Source organism: Streptococcus bouchesdurhonensis (assembly GCF_948472335.1).
Window position 1 is genome coordinate 1 of sequence record NZ_CAOKTW010000005.1, and the last position, 16,055, is coordinate 16,055.

The following is a 16,055-nucleotide window of genomic DNA, read 5'->3' on the forward strand; positions in this document are numbered from 1 at the left end:
AACAAAAATTCATCGGATGGGTGTTCAAGAAAGATTCGGTCAAGTAGGGAAAATGGATTATCTTCTTAATGAGTATGGTTTGAGTGAATCGAATATAAAAGAGAAAGTTCTAGAGTTTTATAATGCAAGATAGATGTTAAATACACTTATCTGAAAGAACTTCTGTAAAAATTACATTACGTTATTTAAATCAAGCGGATTAAAAGCATATTCTGGTAATCAGAAAGTGCCCTGATCCGCTTTGTTGTTTTTAATTTAAAATGTTTATATATGTATAGAATTTTCTGAAAATTCAAGAATTTTCTTCTGTTCATTGCTTTTAAAATGTGCTATAATAGTAAAAACTGAAATGGGAGGGAACAAATGACTGAATTAGATAAGCGTCACCGCAGTAGCATTTATGACAGTATGGTAAAATCACCAAACCGTGCCATGCTTCGTGCGACTGGTATGACAGATAAGGACTTTGAAACACCGATTGTGGGAGTGATTTCGACTTGGGCGGAAAATACACCATGTAACATTCACTTGCATGATTTTGGGAAATTGGCTAAAGAAGGTGTCAAATCGGCAGGTGCTTGGCCTGTGCAGTTTGGGACTATCACTGTAGCGGACGGGATTGCCATGGGAACGCCTGGAATGCGTTTCTCTTTGACATCTCGTGATATCATTGCAGACTCAATCGAGGCGGCTATGGGTGGTCACAACGTCGATGCCTTTGTCGCTATCGGTGGCTGTGACAAGAACATGCCTGGTTCTATGATTGCTATTGCTAATATGGATATCCCAGCTATTTTCGCCTATGGTGGAACCATTGCACCGGGAAATCTTGATGGCAAAGACATCGACTTGGTTTCTGTTTTTGAAGGTATCGGAAAATGGAATCACGGTGACATGACGGCTGAGGATGTGAAACGTCTTGAATGTAATGCCTGCCCTGGCCCTGGTGGTTGTGGTGGTATGTACACTGCTAATACCATGGCGACAGCTATTGAAGTTCTCGGTATGAGTTTGCCAGGTTCATCCTCTCACCCAGCTGAATCAGCTGACAAGAAAGAAGACATCGAAGCAGCAGGACGTGCTGTTGTTAAGATGTTGGAACTTGGTCTCAAACCATCAGATATCTTGACTCGTGAAGCCTTTGAAGATGCCATTACTGTGACTATGGCTCTCGGTGGTTCTACAAACGCCACTCTTCACTTGCTTGCCATTGCCCATGCTGCTAATGTTGACTTGTCACTTGAGGACTTCAATACGATACAAGAACGTGTGCCTCACTTGGCCGACTTGAAACCATCTGGTCAGTATGTCTTCCAAGACCTCTACGAAGTCGGTGGTGTGCCTGCGGTTATGAGATATCTCTTGGCAAATGGTTTCCTTCATGGAGACCGCATCACATGTACTGGTAAGACTGTTGCTGAGAACTTGGCCGACTTTGCAGACCTTACACCAGGTCAAAAAGTTATTATGCCACTTGAAAATCCAAAACGTGCAGATGGTCCGCTTATCATCTTGAACGGGAACCTTGCTCCTGACGGTGCAGTTGCCAAGGTATCAGGTGTGAAAGTGCGTCGTCACGTTGGGCCGGCTAAAGTCTTTGACTCAGAAGAAGATGCTATCCAGGCTGTTTTGACAGATGAAATCGTTGATGGCGATGTAGTCGTTGTTCGTTTCGTTGGACCTAAAGGTGGTCCTGGTATGCCTGAGATGCTGTCACTTTCATCAATGATTGTTGGTAAAGGTCAAGGAGACAAGGTTGCCCTCTTGACAGATGGACGCTTCTCTGGTGGTACTTATGGTCTGGTTGTTGGACATATCGCTCCTGAAGCTCAGGATGGTGGACCAATTGCCTACCTTCGTACAGGCGATATCGTTACGGTTGACCAAGATACCAAAGAAATTTCCATGGCCGTATCCGAAGAAGAACTTGAAAAACGCAAGGCAGAAACAACCTTGCCACCACTCTATAGTCGTGGTGTCCTCGGTAAATATGCCCATATCGTATCATCTGCTTCACGCGGAGCCGTGACAGACTTCTGGAATATGGACAAGTCAGGTAAAAAGTAAATTCAAAAAGCAAGCCAACTTTGGCTTGCTTCTTTTCATCTTCAAAAGTAATTTACCTGCTTAACGAGGTGGCAGTCCAAGGGCAATGCGGCCGTAGCGACTGATTCGTGTAATCTTCCAGGCAGGCGACCAGGTAACTTCAACCTTGACATCTTCGATACCCTCGATTTGTTTCAGACCTGCCACGATTTCGATAGGCAGGCTTTCGGCGCAATCGCAGGCGGTGTCGGTGAAGGTCATGACAATCTTACAGAGGCCTGTTTCGTCTAGATTGATCTCATAAATCAGCCCTAGATTGTACACATCCAATTCCACATCTGTATCAAAAACCTTCTCTAGTTTTTCGATAATTTGGTCTTGCAAGGCCAAAGCCCGGTCATTGATTTTGATATCGTCTCTCATTACAGTCCCTCCACGTGATAAATATCCTCTATTTTCTCATAATTCTGACAATTTGGCAAGTTTTTGATGAATTTTCTGAAAAAATATGATAATATAAAGAAAACACTGAATCAAGGGGAAGCCTATGGAGCAGATTGGAAAAGTCTTTAGACAATTACGAGAGTCAAGAAATATCTCGCTGAGACAAGCAACTGGGGGACAATTTTCGCCGTCTATGTTATCTCGCTTTGAAACAGGTCAGAGTGAGCTTTCGGTGGAAAAGTTCTTATTTGCCCTAGAAAATATATCTGCTAGTGTAGAGGAAATTCTCTTTCTGGCGAGAGGTTTTCAGTATGATACAGATTCTGAGTTGAGAAAAGAAATCATAGATGTCTTGGATCCAAAGAATATAGCTCCGCTTGAGGACTTGTATCGCAGGGAGTATCAAAAGCATGCCCATTCTCACAATAAACAGAAACATATTCTAAATGCCATTATTATCAAGTCTTATATGAAGAGCATGGATGAAAGGGTAGAGTTAACAGCAGAGGAAGGGAAAGTTCTTCATGATTATTTGTTTTCTACCGAGATTTGGGGAATCTATGAACTCAATTTATTTTCAGTCAGTTCACCATTTCTATCTGTTTCTCTTTTCACTAGGTATGTTAGAGAGATGGTACGTAAATCTGATTTTCTAATGGAAATGTCTGGTAATCGAAACCTGTTTCACACTATACTATTGAATGGCTTTTTAGCTAGCATTGAGTGTGAAGAATTTACCAATGCCTCTTATTTTAAACGTGTTATCGAAGAGCATTTCTACAATGAAAATGAAACCTATTTCCGAATTGTCTATTTGTGGGCAGAAGGTCTCCTTGATAGCAAGCAAGGCAGAGTCAAGGAAGGTCAGAAAAAGATGGAAGATGCTGTCCGTATTTTTGAGATGCTTGGCTGTAATAAATCTGCCGAATACTATAGAAAAACGACCGATTGTTGAATATCTGCAAACTAAGAAAATTATTTGAAATTTTAAGTGATAGAATTGTTGAGCTCTCTCGTGTCACTGGAGAAATTCTATCGTTTCTTTTTGCTCATTTCGTTTGTTGCATATATTCAAAAGTTTTTCCTCTAAAATTTCTAAGTGCTATACTATAGTTATATTTCACATAAAACTTCGAACAAGAAGGGAGATTATCTATGAAACTATTGTTTAGAAATCAAGCTTATCGTCTCTTGACTTTGTCACGCTTCTTCAATGCTTTTGGTGCTTCAATTTTTAACCTGGTATTTATCGTCTATGCATCGACCCTGCCACAAGCCTCTTTTGCGGTTGCTATGGCGAATATTGTCATGATTATTCCGACTCTCTTTACAGTTTTTGTAGGGATTCGGGCAGATTACACGAGGGCCAAGGTCAAATGGATGGTCTATAGCGGTTTGTTTCAGGCGGTTTTATTTTTTCTAGCAGCCCTAGTTGTTCAGCAAGCTAGTCTCTTTGCCTTTTCTAGCCTGTGTTTAATCAATGTCATTAGTGATGTCATCAGTGATTTTGCAGGTGGTTTGCGCATGCCTCTCATTAAGGAAAAAGTAGCTGAAGATGATTTGATGGAGGCTTACTCTTTTTCCCAGTTCATTACCTATATTTCAGCTATTGGTGGTCAAGCTTTTGGAGTCTGGCTCTTAGGGCTATCGGTCAACAATTTTTCCCTCGTTGCGGGAATCAATGCCTGTTTCTTCCTAGTATCAGCCGTCATCCTCTTTTTAGGAAAAAGCAAATTGAGCCTGTCAATTTCATCTCCTGATGGTGAATCACTAAAAAATGAGAAGCTTTCTATCAAAGACCAGTTCCTAACGATTTATCGGAATTTACGTCTCGTTTTTCTTAAAGGTGGACAGAAAAACTTTGGTTTTATGCTCTGTGCTGTCTTGCTTATCAATGCCTTGGGTGGCGCTTTAGGAAGCATCTATAACATCTTCTTTTTGAGCCATTCTCTTTTGGACTTTTCTTACACAGAGGCATTATTTATCAGTCAAGTCTGTGCTTTGTTAGCAATCATCATCAGTAGCCTTACGGGCAATGATTATTTTGGGAAGCAGTCCTTGCCTAGATTGATGATGTGGGTGACCGTAGGACTCAGTCTAGTTGGTCTAGCTAATTTATTCAATCAAGTCGTACTTGGTTTACTATTTCTATTTTTAACTCTGTATGTGTCTGGTAAAGTTTCACCAAAGATTAGTGCCATGCTCATGAAAAATCTAGCCCCAGAGGTTCTAGCTCGTACCAGTAATTTTTTAGGTCTCTTGTTTACCTTATCTATACCTGTGGGAACAGCCTGTTTTTCACTTGTAGCTGTATGGAATATACAGTTGACTTGGATGCTATTTGTTGGTCTTTCCTTGCTAGCTATTTTTTTAACAATTCTTAATCTCAAAAATGATATCTAAATCCTAATTTTTTCTCACTGTTTTAATCCCTCTATTTATGGTAAAATAAGACTATTAAGTTTAAAGAGGATTCCTTATGAAATTACAAAAACCAAAAGGAACGCAGGATATTTTACCTGCTGAATCTGCCAAATGGCAGTACGTTGAGGGCTTTGCCCGTGAGATTTTCAAGCGCTACAACTATGCAGAAGTGCGCACGCCTATTTTTGAGCATTACGAGGTTATCAGCCGTTCTGTCGGAGATACAACGGATATCGTAACCAAGGAAATGTATGACTTTTATGACAAGGGTGATCGCCATATTACTCTCCGTCCAGAAGGAACAGCGCCAGTTGTCCGTTCCTACGTGGAAAATAAACTCTTCGCCCCAGAAGTGCAAAAGCCAAGTAAGTTCTACTACATGGGCCCTATGTTCCGCTATGAGCGTCCACAGGCAGGGCGTTTGCGCCAGTTCCACCAGATTGGTGTTGAGTGTTTTGGCTCTAGCAATCCAGCTACCGATGTGGAAACCATCGCTATGGCAGCTCATTTCTTGAAAGAAATCGGCATCCAAGGTGTCAAATTGCACCTCAACACTCTTGGAAATCCTGAGAGCCGTGCAGCCTACCGTCAAGCCTTGATTGACTATTTGACACCGCTTAAGGAGACCTTGTCTAAGGATAGCCAACGTCGTTTGGAGGAAAATCCTCTCCGTGTCTTGGACTCTAAGGAGAAAGAAGATAAGGTGGCAGTGGAGAATGCACCGTCTATCTTGGATTTCCTTGATGAAGAAAGCCAAGCACACTTTGATGCTGTGCGTCAGATGTTGGAAAATCTTGGAGTAGACTATATCATCGATACCAATATGGTGCGTGGTCTGGACTACTACAACCACACTATTTTCGAGTTTATCACTGAGATTGAGGGCAATGGCTTGACAGTCTGTGCGGGTGGTCGTTATGATGGCCTGGTTGCTTACTTTGGAGGCCCTGAAACTGCTGGCTTTGGTTTTGGACTTGGTGTAGAGCGCCTGCTGCTCATTCTTGAAAAGCAAGGTGTGTCTCTCCCTATCGAAAACGCCCTAGATGTCTATATCGCAGTCTTGGGAGAAGGAGCAAATGTCAAAGCTCTAGAACTAGTACAAGCTCTTCGCCAACAAGGCTTCAAAGCAGAGCGTGATTACCTCAACCGTAAGCTCAAAGCTCAGTTCAAGTCAGCCGATGTCTTTGCGGCTAAGACCCTCATCACCCTAGGAGAAAGTGAAGTCGAAAGCGGACAAGTGACAGTGAAGAACAACCAAACCCGAGAAGAAGTGCAAGTATCACTTGAGGCTATCAGCCAAAACTTCTCAGAAATATTTGAAAAACTAGGGTTTTATACTCAATGAAAATCAAAGAGCAAACTAGGAAGCTAGCCGCAGGCTGTACTTGAGTACGGCAAGGTGAAGCTGACGTGGTTTGAATTTGATTTTCGAAGAGTATTAATGATAGATAAACTGGTCAGGAACTTACTCCTGACCTTTTTCTTTTGCAAAATGACAAAAATCATAAACTTTTTGACAAATATGCTTGTCAAAAAGAAAAAGATGTGTTACAATAAATTCAAGTTAAGAAATAAAGAAATAGGAGGGAGCCACATGTGGGTATGGATTTTTTTACCTTTTCTCGTCTTGATTTATAGTAGTCAATCTAAAAAAATCAAGCGGTTAGAGAAGAGGTTAAAGGTAATCGAAAGAAAAGAGAAAGGAAATATAGATATGTCAAGATTATTGCAAGAATTAATTGGGAAAAATCCAACAATCGTTGGACAAGTGTTTGGAACATCTTTATGGGAAGTTGTGGATGTTGATGAGGAATGGGTCAAACTACGTCATATTGATAAAAATGGAAAAGAAAAATTCAAGTTGCAACGTATTGAGGATATCCAAGCCGTTGAATTTGACGGAGAGTAGGTGTGTAACATGCAACTAAAAAACCGTCTAAAAGAGCTTCGGGCTCGCGATGGTCTCAACCAAACCGACCTAGCCAAGCTGGCAGGGGTTTCCAGACAGACCGTTAGCCTACTAGAACGGGACGAATACACCCCGTCCATTGTGATCGCCTTGAGAATATCTCAGATTTTCAATGAAACAGTCGAATCGGTATTTCGCTTGGAGGAGGATGAGTGATGAACAAGTATAAAGTGATTTATTATGTAGTTGCCATAGCTCTATTAGTCAGCGTATTTCTACTGATTGGGATAGACTTAGGTTGGTTTAGTCCCTATCAAAGCGACCAATTTGTTTGGGCCTACTTTGCCCTCATCCCAGTAATTGAATGGATTGAAAAGAAATCCAAAAATTTAGCAAGTGAAAAAGGAGAATGAATATGAAAAAGAATAAGAAAGGTGGCTTGTTATTTTTAATGTCTATTGTCTTGGGAGCTTTCTTGTACATATTTGTAGATATGTTGAAGGCTGGTGCCGAATCCCACGAAATTATTTTAGATGTAAAAATCTTGATACCATGGATATCAGCTATTTGTTTAGTATTAGGTTTCATTAGCATTCTTTTGACGTTCAATTTCTTAAAGAAAAGCAGAAAATTTCACTCCTTGTATCAAGAGGAAATGGATGATGATCTGAATGAAACCTATTATGTGCAGATGTATCGGAATCTCGAGTTTGGAACTATTGCTTTTAATAGTGCAAGCGTAGCGATTTTATTGGCTCTCTTCATTTCAGGAAGTGAAGTAATTGTACTCGATATAAGCCATATAACCTTATCCCTTTCCTTTTTGGGATTAGTGTTAGTTTTAAATGCTCAAAAATATCTTTTTAAGACCATTGCTATTGTTCGTCAGTTTGATTTGGCATTTTTCTCTACACCAAAGGATGTCATGGACTTTATCAATTCTTACGATGAAGGGGAGCGCCAGGCTAATTTGGAACAGAGTTTTCGGATTTTATTCCAATTACATCAGTATGTCTTGCCAACCTTGTACTTTCTGATTGCTCTCTTTTCCTTACTGACAGGAGAGATTCAGCTACTAGCTTTCGTACTTGTCGGAGCCATCCATGTTTATATCAATGTGATGCAGTTACCTATGGTAAAACGCTATTTCAAATAAAGGAGTTTCTATGATTCGTGTTGAAAATGTAAGCAAAAGTTTTGGGAGCAAAAAAGCTCTTCATCAGATTTCTTTTGAGATTAAGGAGGGTGAAATCTTTGGTTTTCTTGGCCCTTCTGGCTCAGGTAAAACAACCATGATCAATGTCTTAACAGGACAGTTGGCTGCAGATCAAGGTAAAACAGTTTTGTTAGGCAAGAATTCTCAAGATTTAACCTCAAATGATTTGGAACAAATTGGTATTGTTAGTGATGGCAGTGGTTTTTATGAAAAGATGAGTCTTTATAAAAATCTTCTCATCTATGCTAAGTTATATGGCCTCAAGGCAGATAGAGTAGTTCAGGTGCTTCAACAGGTTGGATTGGCAGATGCTAAAGATATTATTGCAGAAAAGTTATCTACTGGAATGAAACAACGAATGTTCTTGGCTCGTGCCCTTCTGAATGCTCCTAAGATTCTCTTTCTAGATGAGCCAACCAGTGGCTTAGACCCTACAACATCTAAGATGATTCATACCCTACTTCAAGAATTAAAGCAGGCGGGGACAACTATCTTTCTGACCACGCATGATATGAATGAAGCAACTCTGCTTTGTGATCGCTTATCTCTTTTGAATAAGGGTAACCTAATAGAGTATGGAAGTCCGCAAGATATCATCCAGAAGTACCATGTGGATAAGAAAGTACGTGTGGTTTATAACGACGGACGAGAACAGATAGTTCCATTTGATGAATTACCACATTTAGACACGACAGATTTGATGGTGGTTCACTCTTGTGAGCCAACTTTAGAAGAAATCTTTATCAGATTGACAGGAGAAAAGTTAGATGTTTAGAAAATTAAATGCCCTACTATGGTTAAGATTACAAGTTCTTATCAGCAATTCAACTTTGTTGGCGACTCTATTGTTGCCTTTTGGACTGGCTGTTCTATATAATGAGTTCTTAAACAAGAGTGGAGAATTGAGTACGTATTTCCTTTCTATGAGTTTGACGATGGTCTTGAGCATGGGAAGTGGTTATATGGTATCGATTATGATGGCAGAAGATAAGGAAAAGCGCAATCTTAAATCACTCATCCTAAGTGGTGTGACAGCAACAGAATATACTTTCAGTATGCTCATTCTCCCTCTGTTGATTATGTTGCTTGGAATGATTTTACTACCAATCTATTTTAAAGTGGATGTATCAGGTTACTTATTGGCCTATGTTATCTATTTGGTCTTAGCAGCTATTAGTGTTATTTTTCTCAACCTTCTAATCGGTGCAGTGTCAGATACTCAGTCTAAAGCGCAAGTTTATAGTATGTTTCCTGTGTTTATCGTCTCTTTTTTACCCATGATTGCTCTTCAAAATGATACGGTTCAGAAAGTGTTGGATTACTCTTTTATTGGTCCAATTGTAAATCTTTTAAATAAAAAAGGTGGGGAAATATCTTTTTCTAATATTGGTATGTTACTTGCCTGGGTACTTGTGTTAGGAATAGCGAACCTCTTTGTATTGAAAAATAGCTATAAAGCAAGATAGGAGATTTATATGAAACTACTTAAAAACCTCGGCTGGTTTCTTCTAGCCATTCTATCTTTTCTGGTTATCTATGGGACCGTTCAAAGTGGGGCTGTAGAAGCTTTGAAACTGGGCGCTTCGCCCTATGCTACTACCTTGCTTTATGTGGCCTTGGCTGGAGTATATGTGTACGTCATTTATAAATGGTACCAGAAAGCTCCTGTTCATATTGAGAAGAGTGGCTTTAACCGATTTATTTGGCTCCCTGCCTTGGTTTGGTTCTTATCTCTGGTTGTCCAGTTTTTCTTGCCAAATGATCCTTCAGTAAATCAACAAACAGCGATAGACTTGACCTTGTCTCAACCCCTTTTCTCATTCTTTGCGGTCGTTATTTTTGCTCCTTTGACGGAAGAGCTTATCTTTAGAGGGATGTTGGCACGCTATCTCTTTCCTAAGCAGGACAATAGTAAACAAACTCTGCTTTTCCTTCTGGTAACAAGTGTTCTATTTGCCTTGATTCATTTCCCAGGAACTTTGCAACAGTTTTTGGTTTATGCTAGTCTAGGATTGAGTTTGGGGCTGGCTTATGTAAGTCGAAAAGGTCTTCTTTACAGCATTTCTCTTCACGCTTTGAATAATTTAGTGAGCTTTTTGATGATTCTCATGCTATAATAGAGTCAGGAGGTCACATGAAACGAGTAATTTTATTAGCAGTGATTCAAGCAGTCGTTCTATTTTTCATCATTGGAGCGCTAGCTTATGCCTTTAAGGGCGATTTCTTCTATAACTATCTAGCAGTCGTCTTTGCCCCTATTGCAGGTGTCTTGCGCTTTGGGACAGCTTACACAACGGAAATTGTCTTGCCTCGAAAGGCAGCCGAAATTGCTGAAAAGCGTAAAGCAGGCAACAATTCAAAATAAAAGAGTCCGATGAACTTCATCGGATTTTTGTATGGGCGTCAATTTTTAGAGTCTTCACTTGATTTTTAAAGACTGGCAAACTTTTCTGATGATTTTCATGAAGAGCCTGCGCTTTTATGGTAAAATAGTAACAGAATAAAAGAGGAGAGAAACAATGAAACGTAGTATGTATGCTGGTCGTGTTCGTGAGGAACACATCGGACAAGAAATAACCTTGAAAGGATGGGTTGGCCGTCGTCGTGACCTTGGTGGTTTGATCTTTATCGATCTTCGTGACCGTGAAGGAATTATGCAGTTGGTTATCAACCCTGAAAAAGTATCTGCAGAGGTCATGGCAACAGCTGAAAGCCTTCGTAGCGAATTTGTTATCGAGGTGACTGGACAGGTCGCTGCGCGTGAGCAAGCCAATGATAAGTTGCCAACTGGTGCAGTTGAGTTAAACGTGACAGCTCTGACAGTGCTTAATACAGCTAAAACAACCCCATTTGAGATTAAGGATGGCATTGAGGCTAATGACGATACACGTTTACGTTACCGTTACCTTGACCTTCGTCGTCCAGAGATGCTGGAAAACCTCAAACTTCGTGCTAAAGTGACCCACTCTATTCGCAATTACTTGGATGAGTTGGAGTTTATCGACGTGGAGACACCATTCCTTTCTAAGTCAACTCCTGAAGGGGCGCGTGACTATTTGGTGCCGTCTCGTGTTAATAAAGGGCATTTTTACGCTCTTCCTCAAAGTCCACAAATCACGAAACAGCTCTTGATGAATGCTGGTTTTGACCGTTACTACCAAATCGTTAAATGTTTCCGTGACGAGGACTTGCGTGGTGACCGCCAGCCTGAGTTCACACAGGTTGACTTGGAAACATCTTTCCTTACTGAGCAAGAAATCCAAGATATCACAGAAGGTTTGATTGCGCGCGTGATGAAAGAAACTAAAGGCATCGAAGTGACGCTTCCATTTCCTCGTATGAAATATGATGATGCTATGGCTCTTTACGGTTCTGACAAGCCAGATACCCGTTTTGACATGTTGCTTCAGGACCTGACAGCAGTAGTCAAAGGTGTAGACTTTAAAGTCTTTTCAGAAGCACCTGCTGTAAAAGCAATTGTGGTCAAAGGAGCTGCGGACAACTATTCACGTAAAGACATCGACAAGATGACCGAAGTAGCCAAACAGTATGGTGCCAAAGGTCTTGCTTGGGTCAAGGTGGTTGATGGAGAATTAAACGGACCAGTTGCCAAGTTCTTGACTAGCATCCAAGCAGAATTGACAACAGCGCTTGCTCTTGAAGATAAGGACTTGGTTCTCTTTGTGGCGGATACGCTTGAAGTGGCTAATGCAACGCTTGGTGCCCTTCGTGGACGTATTGCCAAAGAGCTTGGTTTGATTGATAATGATAAATTCAACTTCCTTTGGGTTGTTGACTGGCCAATGTTTGAATGGTCTGAAGAAGAAGGTCGTTACATGAGCGCCCACCATCCATTTACTCTACCACAGGAAGAGACTGCTCACGAATTAGAAGGTGATTTGGCGAAGGTTCGTGCCATTGCTTACGATATTGTCTTGAACGGTTATGAACTTGGTGGTGGTAGCCTTCGTATCAACCAAAAAGACCTTCAAGAACGTATGTTCAAGGCTCTTGGTTTCTCAGCCGAAGAAGCAAATGACCAGTTTGGTTTCCTTCTTGAAGCCATGGACTATGGTTTCCCACCACACGGTGGCTTGGCTATCGGGCTTGACCGATTTGTCATGCTCTTAGCAGGAGAAGAAAATATTCGTGAAGTTATTGCCTTCCCTAAGAACAATAAGGCAAGTGACCCAATGACACAAGCTCCTTCAACAGTAGCTCTCAAACAACTAGAGGAACTCAGCTTACAAGTAGAAGAAGATGAAACAAGCAAAACGAATTAAGCGGTGGCGCTATTATCTGCGCCGCTTTGCTTATCAGATAAAAATTTTACGTGTCTTACAAAGCATCTCTCGGGAAAAATATGATGAGAAGATTTCGGCCTCTCTGGTCTATGGTTTTTTATCAGCAGTAGCGGTCAATTTCTTTTTCCAACCAGGGCATGTGTATTCGAGTGGTGCGACAGGTCTGGCACAGATTATCTCTGCCTTGAGTAATCATTGGTTTGGTTTTCATATCCCGATTTCGCTAACCTTCTACGCCATTAATTTTCCTTTGATGGTCTTGGCTTGGTATCAGATTGGCCATAAGTTCACCGTCTTTACCTTTATCACAGTATCCATGAGTTCCTTCTTTATCCAGTTTGTCCCTGTGGCAACCTTGACGGAGGATCCCATTATCAATGCCCTTTTTGGGGGTGTTGTCATGGGCTTGGGGATTGGTTTTGCTCTTCGAAACAATATCTCCAGTGGGGGAACGGATATCGTCAGCCTGACCATTCGCAAGAAAACAGGGAGGAATGTCGGTAGTATTTCTTTCTTGGTAAATGGGACTATCATGCTGATAGCAGGCTTGACCTTTGGCTGGAAATACGCTCTCTACTCTATGATTACCATCTTTGTCTCTAGCCGTGTCACAGACGCTGTCTTTACCAAGCAAAAACGCATGCAGGCCATGATTGTGACCAATCATCCAGACAAGGTAATTGAAAAAATCCATAAAAAATTGCACCGCGGAGCAACCATGATCCACGATGCAGAAGGAACCTATAATCACGAGAGAAAGGCAGTTTTAATCACTGTCATTACACGTGCAGAGTTTAATGAATTTAAACAGATTATGAAACAGGTGGATCCAGGCGCCTTTGTCTCTGTATCTGAGAATGTTCATATTCTGGGACGGTTCGTTGAAACAGAAAATTAGTAATCAAAAAAACCAGCGCGAGCTGGTTTTTATTTTTCGATAATTTTGTGGGCGATTAACTGACGGTAACAAATTTGTTTATTGCTCTTAGCATCGTTGATAATCTGAAGAATCGTTTCAAATGATGTTCGACCAAGTTCTAGGCTATTGATATCGACATAGGCTGCCAAGTTGAGCTTGGGATTGACTGAGTCGAAGCTGAGAACAGGGACATCCAGCTGGTGTTTTGCGATGTAATCACAGACCCCTGCAGCAAGGAGACTATCAATGGTAATAATAGCGTCAATATTTGAATCGTGTTTGAAGAGAAGTCTACTAAAGCGATAACCATTATCTTCAAGAAATTCAGTAGCAAAGCAAGTCAGATTAGTATCGAGAGGAAGTTGGTGTTGTTTTAGAGCCATCTCGTAACCTGTCAGACGGTCTTGTGTTACGAAGAGTCGCTTAGTACCTCCGATAAAGGCAATTCGCTTGCAGCCTTTTTTGATGAAATACTCTGTCGCATCAAAACCAGCTTGGACATTGTCATTATCGACAAGTGGAATGAAGGGAGATAGAGATTTACCTAAGATAAGGAAAGGAAATTGCTCGTCTGCTACTAACTTAACCAAAGGGTCCTCTTCTTGGGCATAGAGGAAAATCAAACCATCTACACGCTTACCATAGACCATCTGAGAAATAGCTTTAAGGCGCTCTTTTTCATCTTTACCTGTTGCAATCTGAATGGCATAGTGGTTTTCAGATGCGACTTGGGCGATACCACGGAGGACAGATGGGAAGAAAGGATTTTGATAGAAGGCGTCTGAGTCGTCAGGAAGGACCAAGCCGATAACTTGGGTATAACTGCTTACCAAACTACGAGCGTTGAGGTTGGGGTGGTAATTGAGCTCCTTCATAGCCTTGCGAACGCGTTTTTTTGTTTCGTCACTAATGGTTGATTTATTTTGAATAACACGGGTTACGGTTGAAGGCGAAACACCAGCAGCCTTGGCCACGTCTTTAATCGTAACGGGCATAAAAATCTCCTATTTATGGTAATCTGGATCACGGAAATGCGTTTTATAAAAGATAGTGACCAGATACAGAACAAAAAGAATGTTTTGTACAGTAATGAGAGTTGTCATATTTTGGCCAAATAGTCCCAAAATAAGCGTAATCAGGGTTGGTAATCCTAAACAGTTCAAGATAAAATGGTAGCACTCTTTAAAGGTCCTAAATGAAAAGAGGCGTGATTTCTTAGTGATATAAAGGAGAAGACTCGCTCCTAGAGAGACGATAAAGAAATTCAAACCAAAGAGGAAGCTTGCACCGAGAACTAGGAAGAGACTGATATAGACACGATTTTGCTGGTACCAGTCTTTAGAAATGGCTTGGGTCAAGCTGTCTTTACTTTTGAAACTCTCAGTCTCAATCGCTCGGTAAGAGATACGGGTCAGCTCTTTACTTTCCTTGCTGATGACGAGCTCATTCGTATCGAAATGCAGTTGCAAGTCCTTAGGTAATTCCTTGCTTTGACTTGGACCGATCACAATAGAAGGCTCTTGACTAGCTGTTCCAGTATAAGTTAATTTGCCATCAACAATTGCAGCATGTTCGGAGAGATCCTGGACAACCTTATCTGTCAATGGTTCATAGACATTATCGATAAAGGTTTCTAGCGGATAAGTCTCCTGCGAGCTGTTTTGGATGGCAATAGGTACCATAGATAAGCTGATAAGGAAGATACTGGTAAAGAGAAGCTGAAACCAGTTGAGTCCGAAACGTTTGGACAGGGGCTTACGAAATCCCCAAATACTTGAAAAATAGGAAAATGGATATGGAAGCATTTGTATCTTTCTAAAAGGTGTTTTCTATATGAGTATTATTATATAGAGAAATGTGCTTTATTTCAAGTCTAGGAGAAAAATTGCTTGCTACAAGGATAGTTTTATAGTCACAAGCTCCAAAATGAAAAAGGGTGGCGGGGATATATTATCCCTTGTCGCCACCACTTGTAAGTCCTGAAACAAAGTTCTTTTGTAGGAAGAAGAAGAGAATACAGATTGGAAGGGCAATGAGGATAGCACCTGCTGAGAAGTAGGCAATCTTCAAGTTTTTCACATTGCTAACGAAGGTTTGGAGACCTACGGCAACAGTAAAGTATTCTTTCTCACGAAGCAAGAAACTAGAGAGGATATAGTCTCCAAAAGGTCCCATGAAGGCCCAGAGAGCTTGTACGGCAACCATTGGGCGAACAAGTGGAAGAACAATTTGCCAGAAGCGGCGGAAGTGTCCTGCACCGTCTAGTTTTGCAGATTCGTCTAGAGACATTGGCACTGTATCGAAGTAGCCTTTCATGAGCCAAGCATTCATCGGGATACCACCACCAACGTAAAGGAAGATGAGGAACCAGCTGTGGTTAAGGGCGTTCAACATAAGTGCCATAACGAAGAAGGCTGTCAAAGCGGCCATGGTTGGCACCATTTGGATAATCAAGAAGAAGACCAAACTTTGTTTACGAGCCAAGAAGTTGTAACGGCTGTAAGCATAACCAGCAAGTACGATAATACTTGTTTGAACAGCCATAGTAATTAAGGCGATAATCAAAGTGTTGAGGTACCAAGTACCGTACAAGGTTTCAGTGAAGAGGCCTTTAAAGTTATCAAAATTGAGGTCGATATTAGTATCTAGTTTAAAGGCCGCGACGTTACCTGCTTTAAAGGCTGACATGATGGTAATCAAAAGTGGATAGATAATCACGATTGATAGGCCAATTAAGTAGAGGTAAGTAAGGGTTTGAGTCAGTCTACGTTTGAGTTTAATTGAGTTATTCAT

General features: G+C 41.0%; 18 protein-coding genes and 1 pseudogene. 15 read left to right on the forward strand and 4 right to left on the reverse strand.

What is annotated here, in order from left to right:
• Both QMQ21_RS09105 and ilvD read left to right on the forward strand, forming a co-directional pair.
• Nucleotides 1–133 (forward strand): annotated as a pseudogene (locus tag QMQ21_RS09105) (transketolase family protein); the annotation flags it as partial.
• A gap of 230 nt (nt 134–363) precedes the next feature.
• Nucleotides 364–2,067 carry a dihydroxy-acid dehydratase gene (gene ilvD, locus QMQ21_RS09110; protein ID WP_000137346.1) on the forward strand — a complete coding sequence of 568 codons (1,704 nt, stop codon included), beginning with the start codon at nt 364–366 and terminating at the stop codon, nt 2,065–2,067.
• Between the two features lie 60 nt (nt 2,068–2,127).
• Here ilvD and QMQ21_RS09115 read toward each other — a convergent pair whose 3' ends face one another.
• Entirely contained in the window at nt 2,128–2,469 is a 342-nt protein-coding gene (locus tag QMQ21_RS09115) for a metal-sulfur cluster assembly factor (RefSeq protein WP_001204052.1), read from the reverse strand.
• A 124-nt stretch (nt 2,470–2,593) separates the two neighbouring features.
• Between QMQ21_RS09115 and rgg the strand changes: the two genes are divergently transcribed.
• The 13 genes from rgg (at nt 2,594) to QMQ21_RS09180 (ending at nt 13,241) form a co-directional block, all read left to right on the forward strand.
• Nucleotides 2,594–3,445 (forward strand): quorum-sensing system transcriptional regulator Rgg, encoded by an 852-nt coding sequence (gene rgg / locus QMQ21_RS09120; RefSeq protein ID WP_261814326.1) that lies wholly within the window; start codon nt 2,594–2,596, stop codon nt 3,443–3,445.
• Between the two features lie 200 nt (nt 3,446–3,645).
• Nucleotides 3,646–4,893 carry an MFS transporter gene (locus tag QMQ21_RS09125; protein ID WP_261814327.1) on the forward strand — a complete coding sequence of 416 codons (1,248 nt, stop codon included), beginning with the start codon at nt 3,646–3,648 and terminating at the stop codon, nt 4,891–4,893.
• 76 nt (nt 4,894–4,969) lie between these two features.
• Nucleotides 4,970–6,259, forward strand: coding sequence for a histidine--tRNA ligase (hisS, locus tag QMQ21_RS09130; protein WP_261814328.1), 1,290 nt, complete (start codon nt 4,970–4,972; stop codon nt 6,257–6,259).
• Nucleotides 6,260–6,355: 96 nt separating this feature from the next.
• The gene (locus QMQ21_RS09135) at nt 6,356–6,823 is read left to right on the forward strand and encodes a hypothetical protein (RefSeq protein WP_284525290.1); all 468 of its coding nucleotides are present in this window, start codon (nt 6,356–6,358) and stop codon (nt 6,821–6,823) included.
• A 9-nt stretch (nt 6,824–6,832) separates the two neighbouring features.
• Complete coding sequence (locus QMQ21_RS09140; protein WP_173875687.1) at nt 6,833–7,039, forward strand: helix-turn-helix transcriptional regulator; 207 nt, start codon at nt 6,833–6,835, stop codon at nt 7,037–7,039.
• The gene (locus QMQ21_RS09145; protein ID WP_261229017.1) at nt 7,039–7,236 is read left to right on the forward strand and encodes a hypothetical protein; all 198 of its coding nucleotides are present in this window, start codon (nt 7,039–7,041) and stop codon (nt 7,234–7,236) included. The genes QMQ21_RS09140 and QMQ21_RS09145 overlap by 1 nt, the downstream gene beginning before the upstream one ends.
• 2 nt (nt 7,237–7,238) lie before the next feature.
• Complete coding sequence (locus QMQ21_RS09150; protein ID WP_261814330.1) at nt 7,239–7,979, forward strand: DUF3169 family protein; 741 nt, start codon at nt 7,239–7,241, stop codon at nt 7,977–7,979.
• Between the two features lie 10 nt (nt 7,980–7,989).
• Entirely contained in the window at nt 7,990–8,814 is an 825-nt protein-coding gene (locus tag QMQ21_RS09155; RefSeq protein WP_024057248.1) for an ABC transporter ATP-binding protein, read from the forward strand.
• Nucleotides 8,807–9,505, forward strand: coding sequence for an ABC transporter permease (locus tag QMQ21_RS09160; RefSeq protein WP_020903388.1), 699 nt, complete (start codon nt 8,807–8,809; stop codon nt 9,503–9,505). Before QMQ21_RS09155 ends, QMQ21_RS09160 begins: the two co-directional genes overlap by 8 nt.
• A 9-nt stretch (nt 9,506–9,514) precedes the next feature.
• The gene (locus QMQ21_RS09165) at nt 9,515–10,156 is read left to right on the forward strand and encodes a CPBP family intramembrane glutamic endopeptidase (RefSeq protein ID WP_020903389.1); all 642 of its coding nucleotides are present in this window, start codon (nt 9,515–9,517) and stop codon (nt 10,154–10,156) included.
• 17 nt (nt 10,157–10,173) lie between these two features.
• A complete protein-coding gene (locus QMQ21_RS09170) occupies nt 10,174–10,404 on the forward strand; it encodes a hypothetical protein (protein WP_000832185.1) in 231 nt (76 codons plus the stop codon).
• Between the two features lie 154 nt (nt 10,405–10,558).
• Nucleotides 10,559–12,322, forward strand: coding sequence for an aspartate--tRNA ligase (aspS, locus tag QMQ21_RS09175; protein ID WP_020903390.1), 1,764 nt, complete (start codon nt 10,559–10,561; stop codon nt 12,320–12,322).
• The gene (locus QMQ21_RS09180; RefSeq protein WP_261037243.1) at nt 12,300–13,241 is read left to right on the forward strand and encodes a YitT family protein; all 942 of its coding nucleotides are present in this window, start codon (nt 12,300–12,302) and stop codon (nt 13,239–13,241) included. Before aspS ends, QMQ21_RS09180 begins: the two co-directional genes overlap by 23 nt.
• A 29-nt stretch (nt 13,242–13,270) precedes the next feature.
• Here QMQ21_RS09180 and QMQ21_RS09185 read toward each other — a convergent pair whose 3' ends face one another.
• From QMQ21_RS09185 to QMQ21_RS09195, 3 genes are all read right to left on the reverse strand, one after another.
• Nucleotides 13,271–14,257 (reverse strand): LacI family DNA-binding transcriptional regulator, encoded by a 987-nt coding sequence (locus QMQ21_RS09185; RefSeq protein ID WP_261814331.1) that lies wholly within the window; start codon nt 14,255–14,257, stop codon nt 13,271–13,273.
• Nucleotides 14,258–14,266: 9 nt separating this feature from the next.
• Nucleotides 14,267–15,067 carry a DUF1189 domain-containing protein gene (locus QMQ21_RS09190; RefSeq protein ID WP_261814332.1) on the reverse strand — a complete coding sequence of 267 codons (801 nt, stop codon included), beginning with the start codon at nt 15,065–15,067 and terminating at the stop codon, nt 14,267–14,269.
• Nucleotides 15,068–15,212: 145 nt separating this feature from the next.
• Nucleotides 15,213–16,055, reverse strand: coding sequence for a sugar ABC transporter permease (locus tag QMQ21_RS09195; protein WP_033687467.1), 843 nt, complete (start codon nt 16,053–16,055; stop codon nt 15,213–15,215).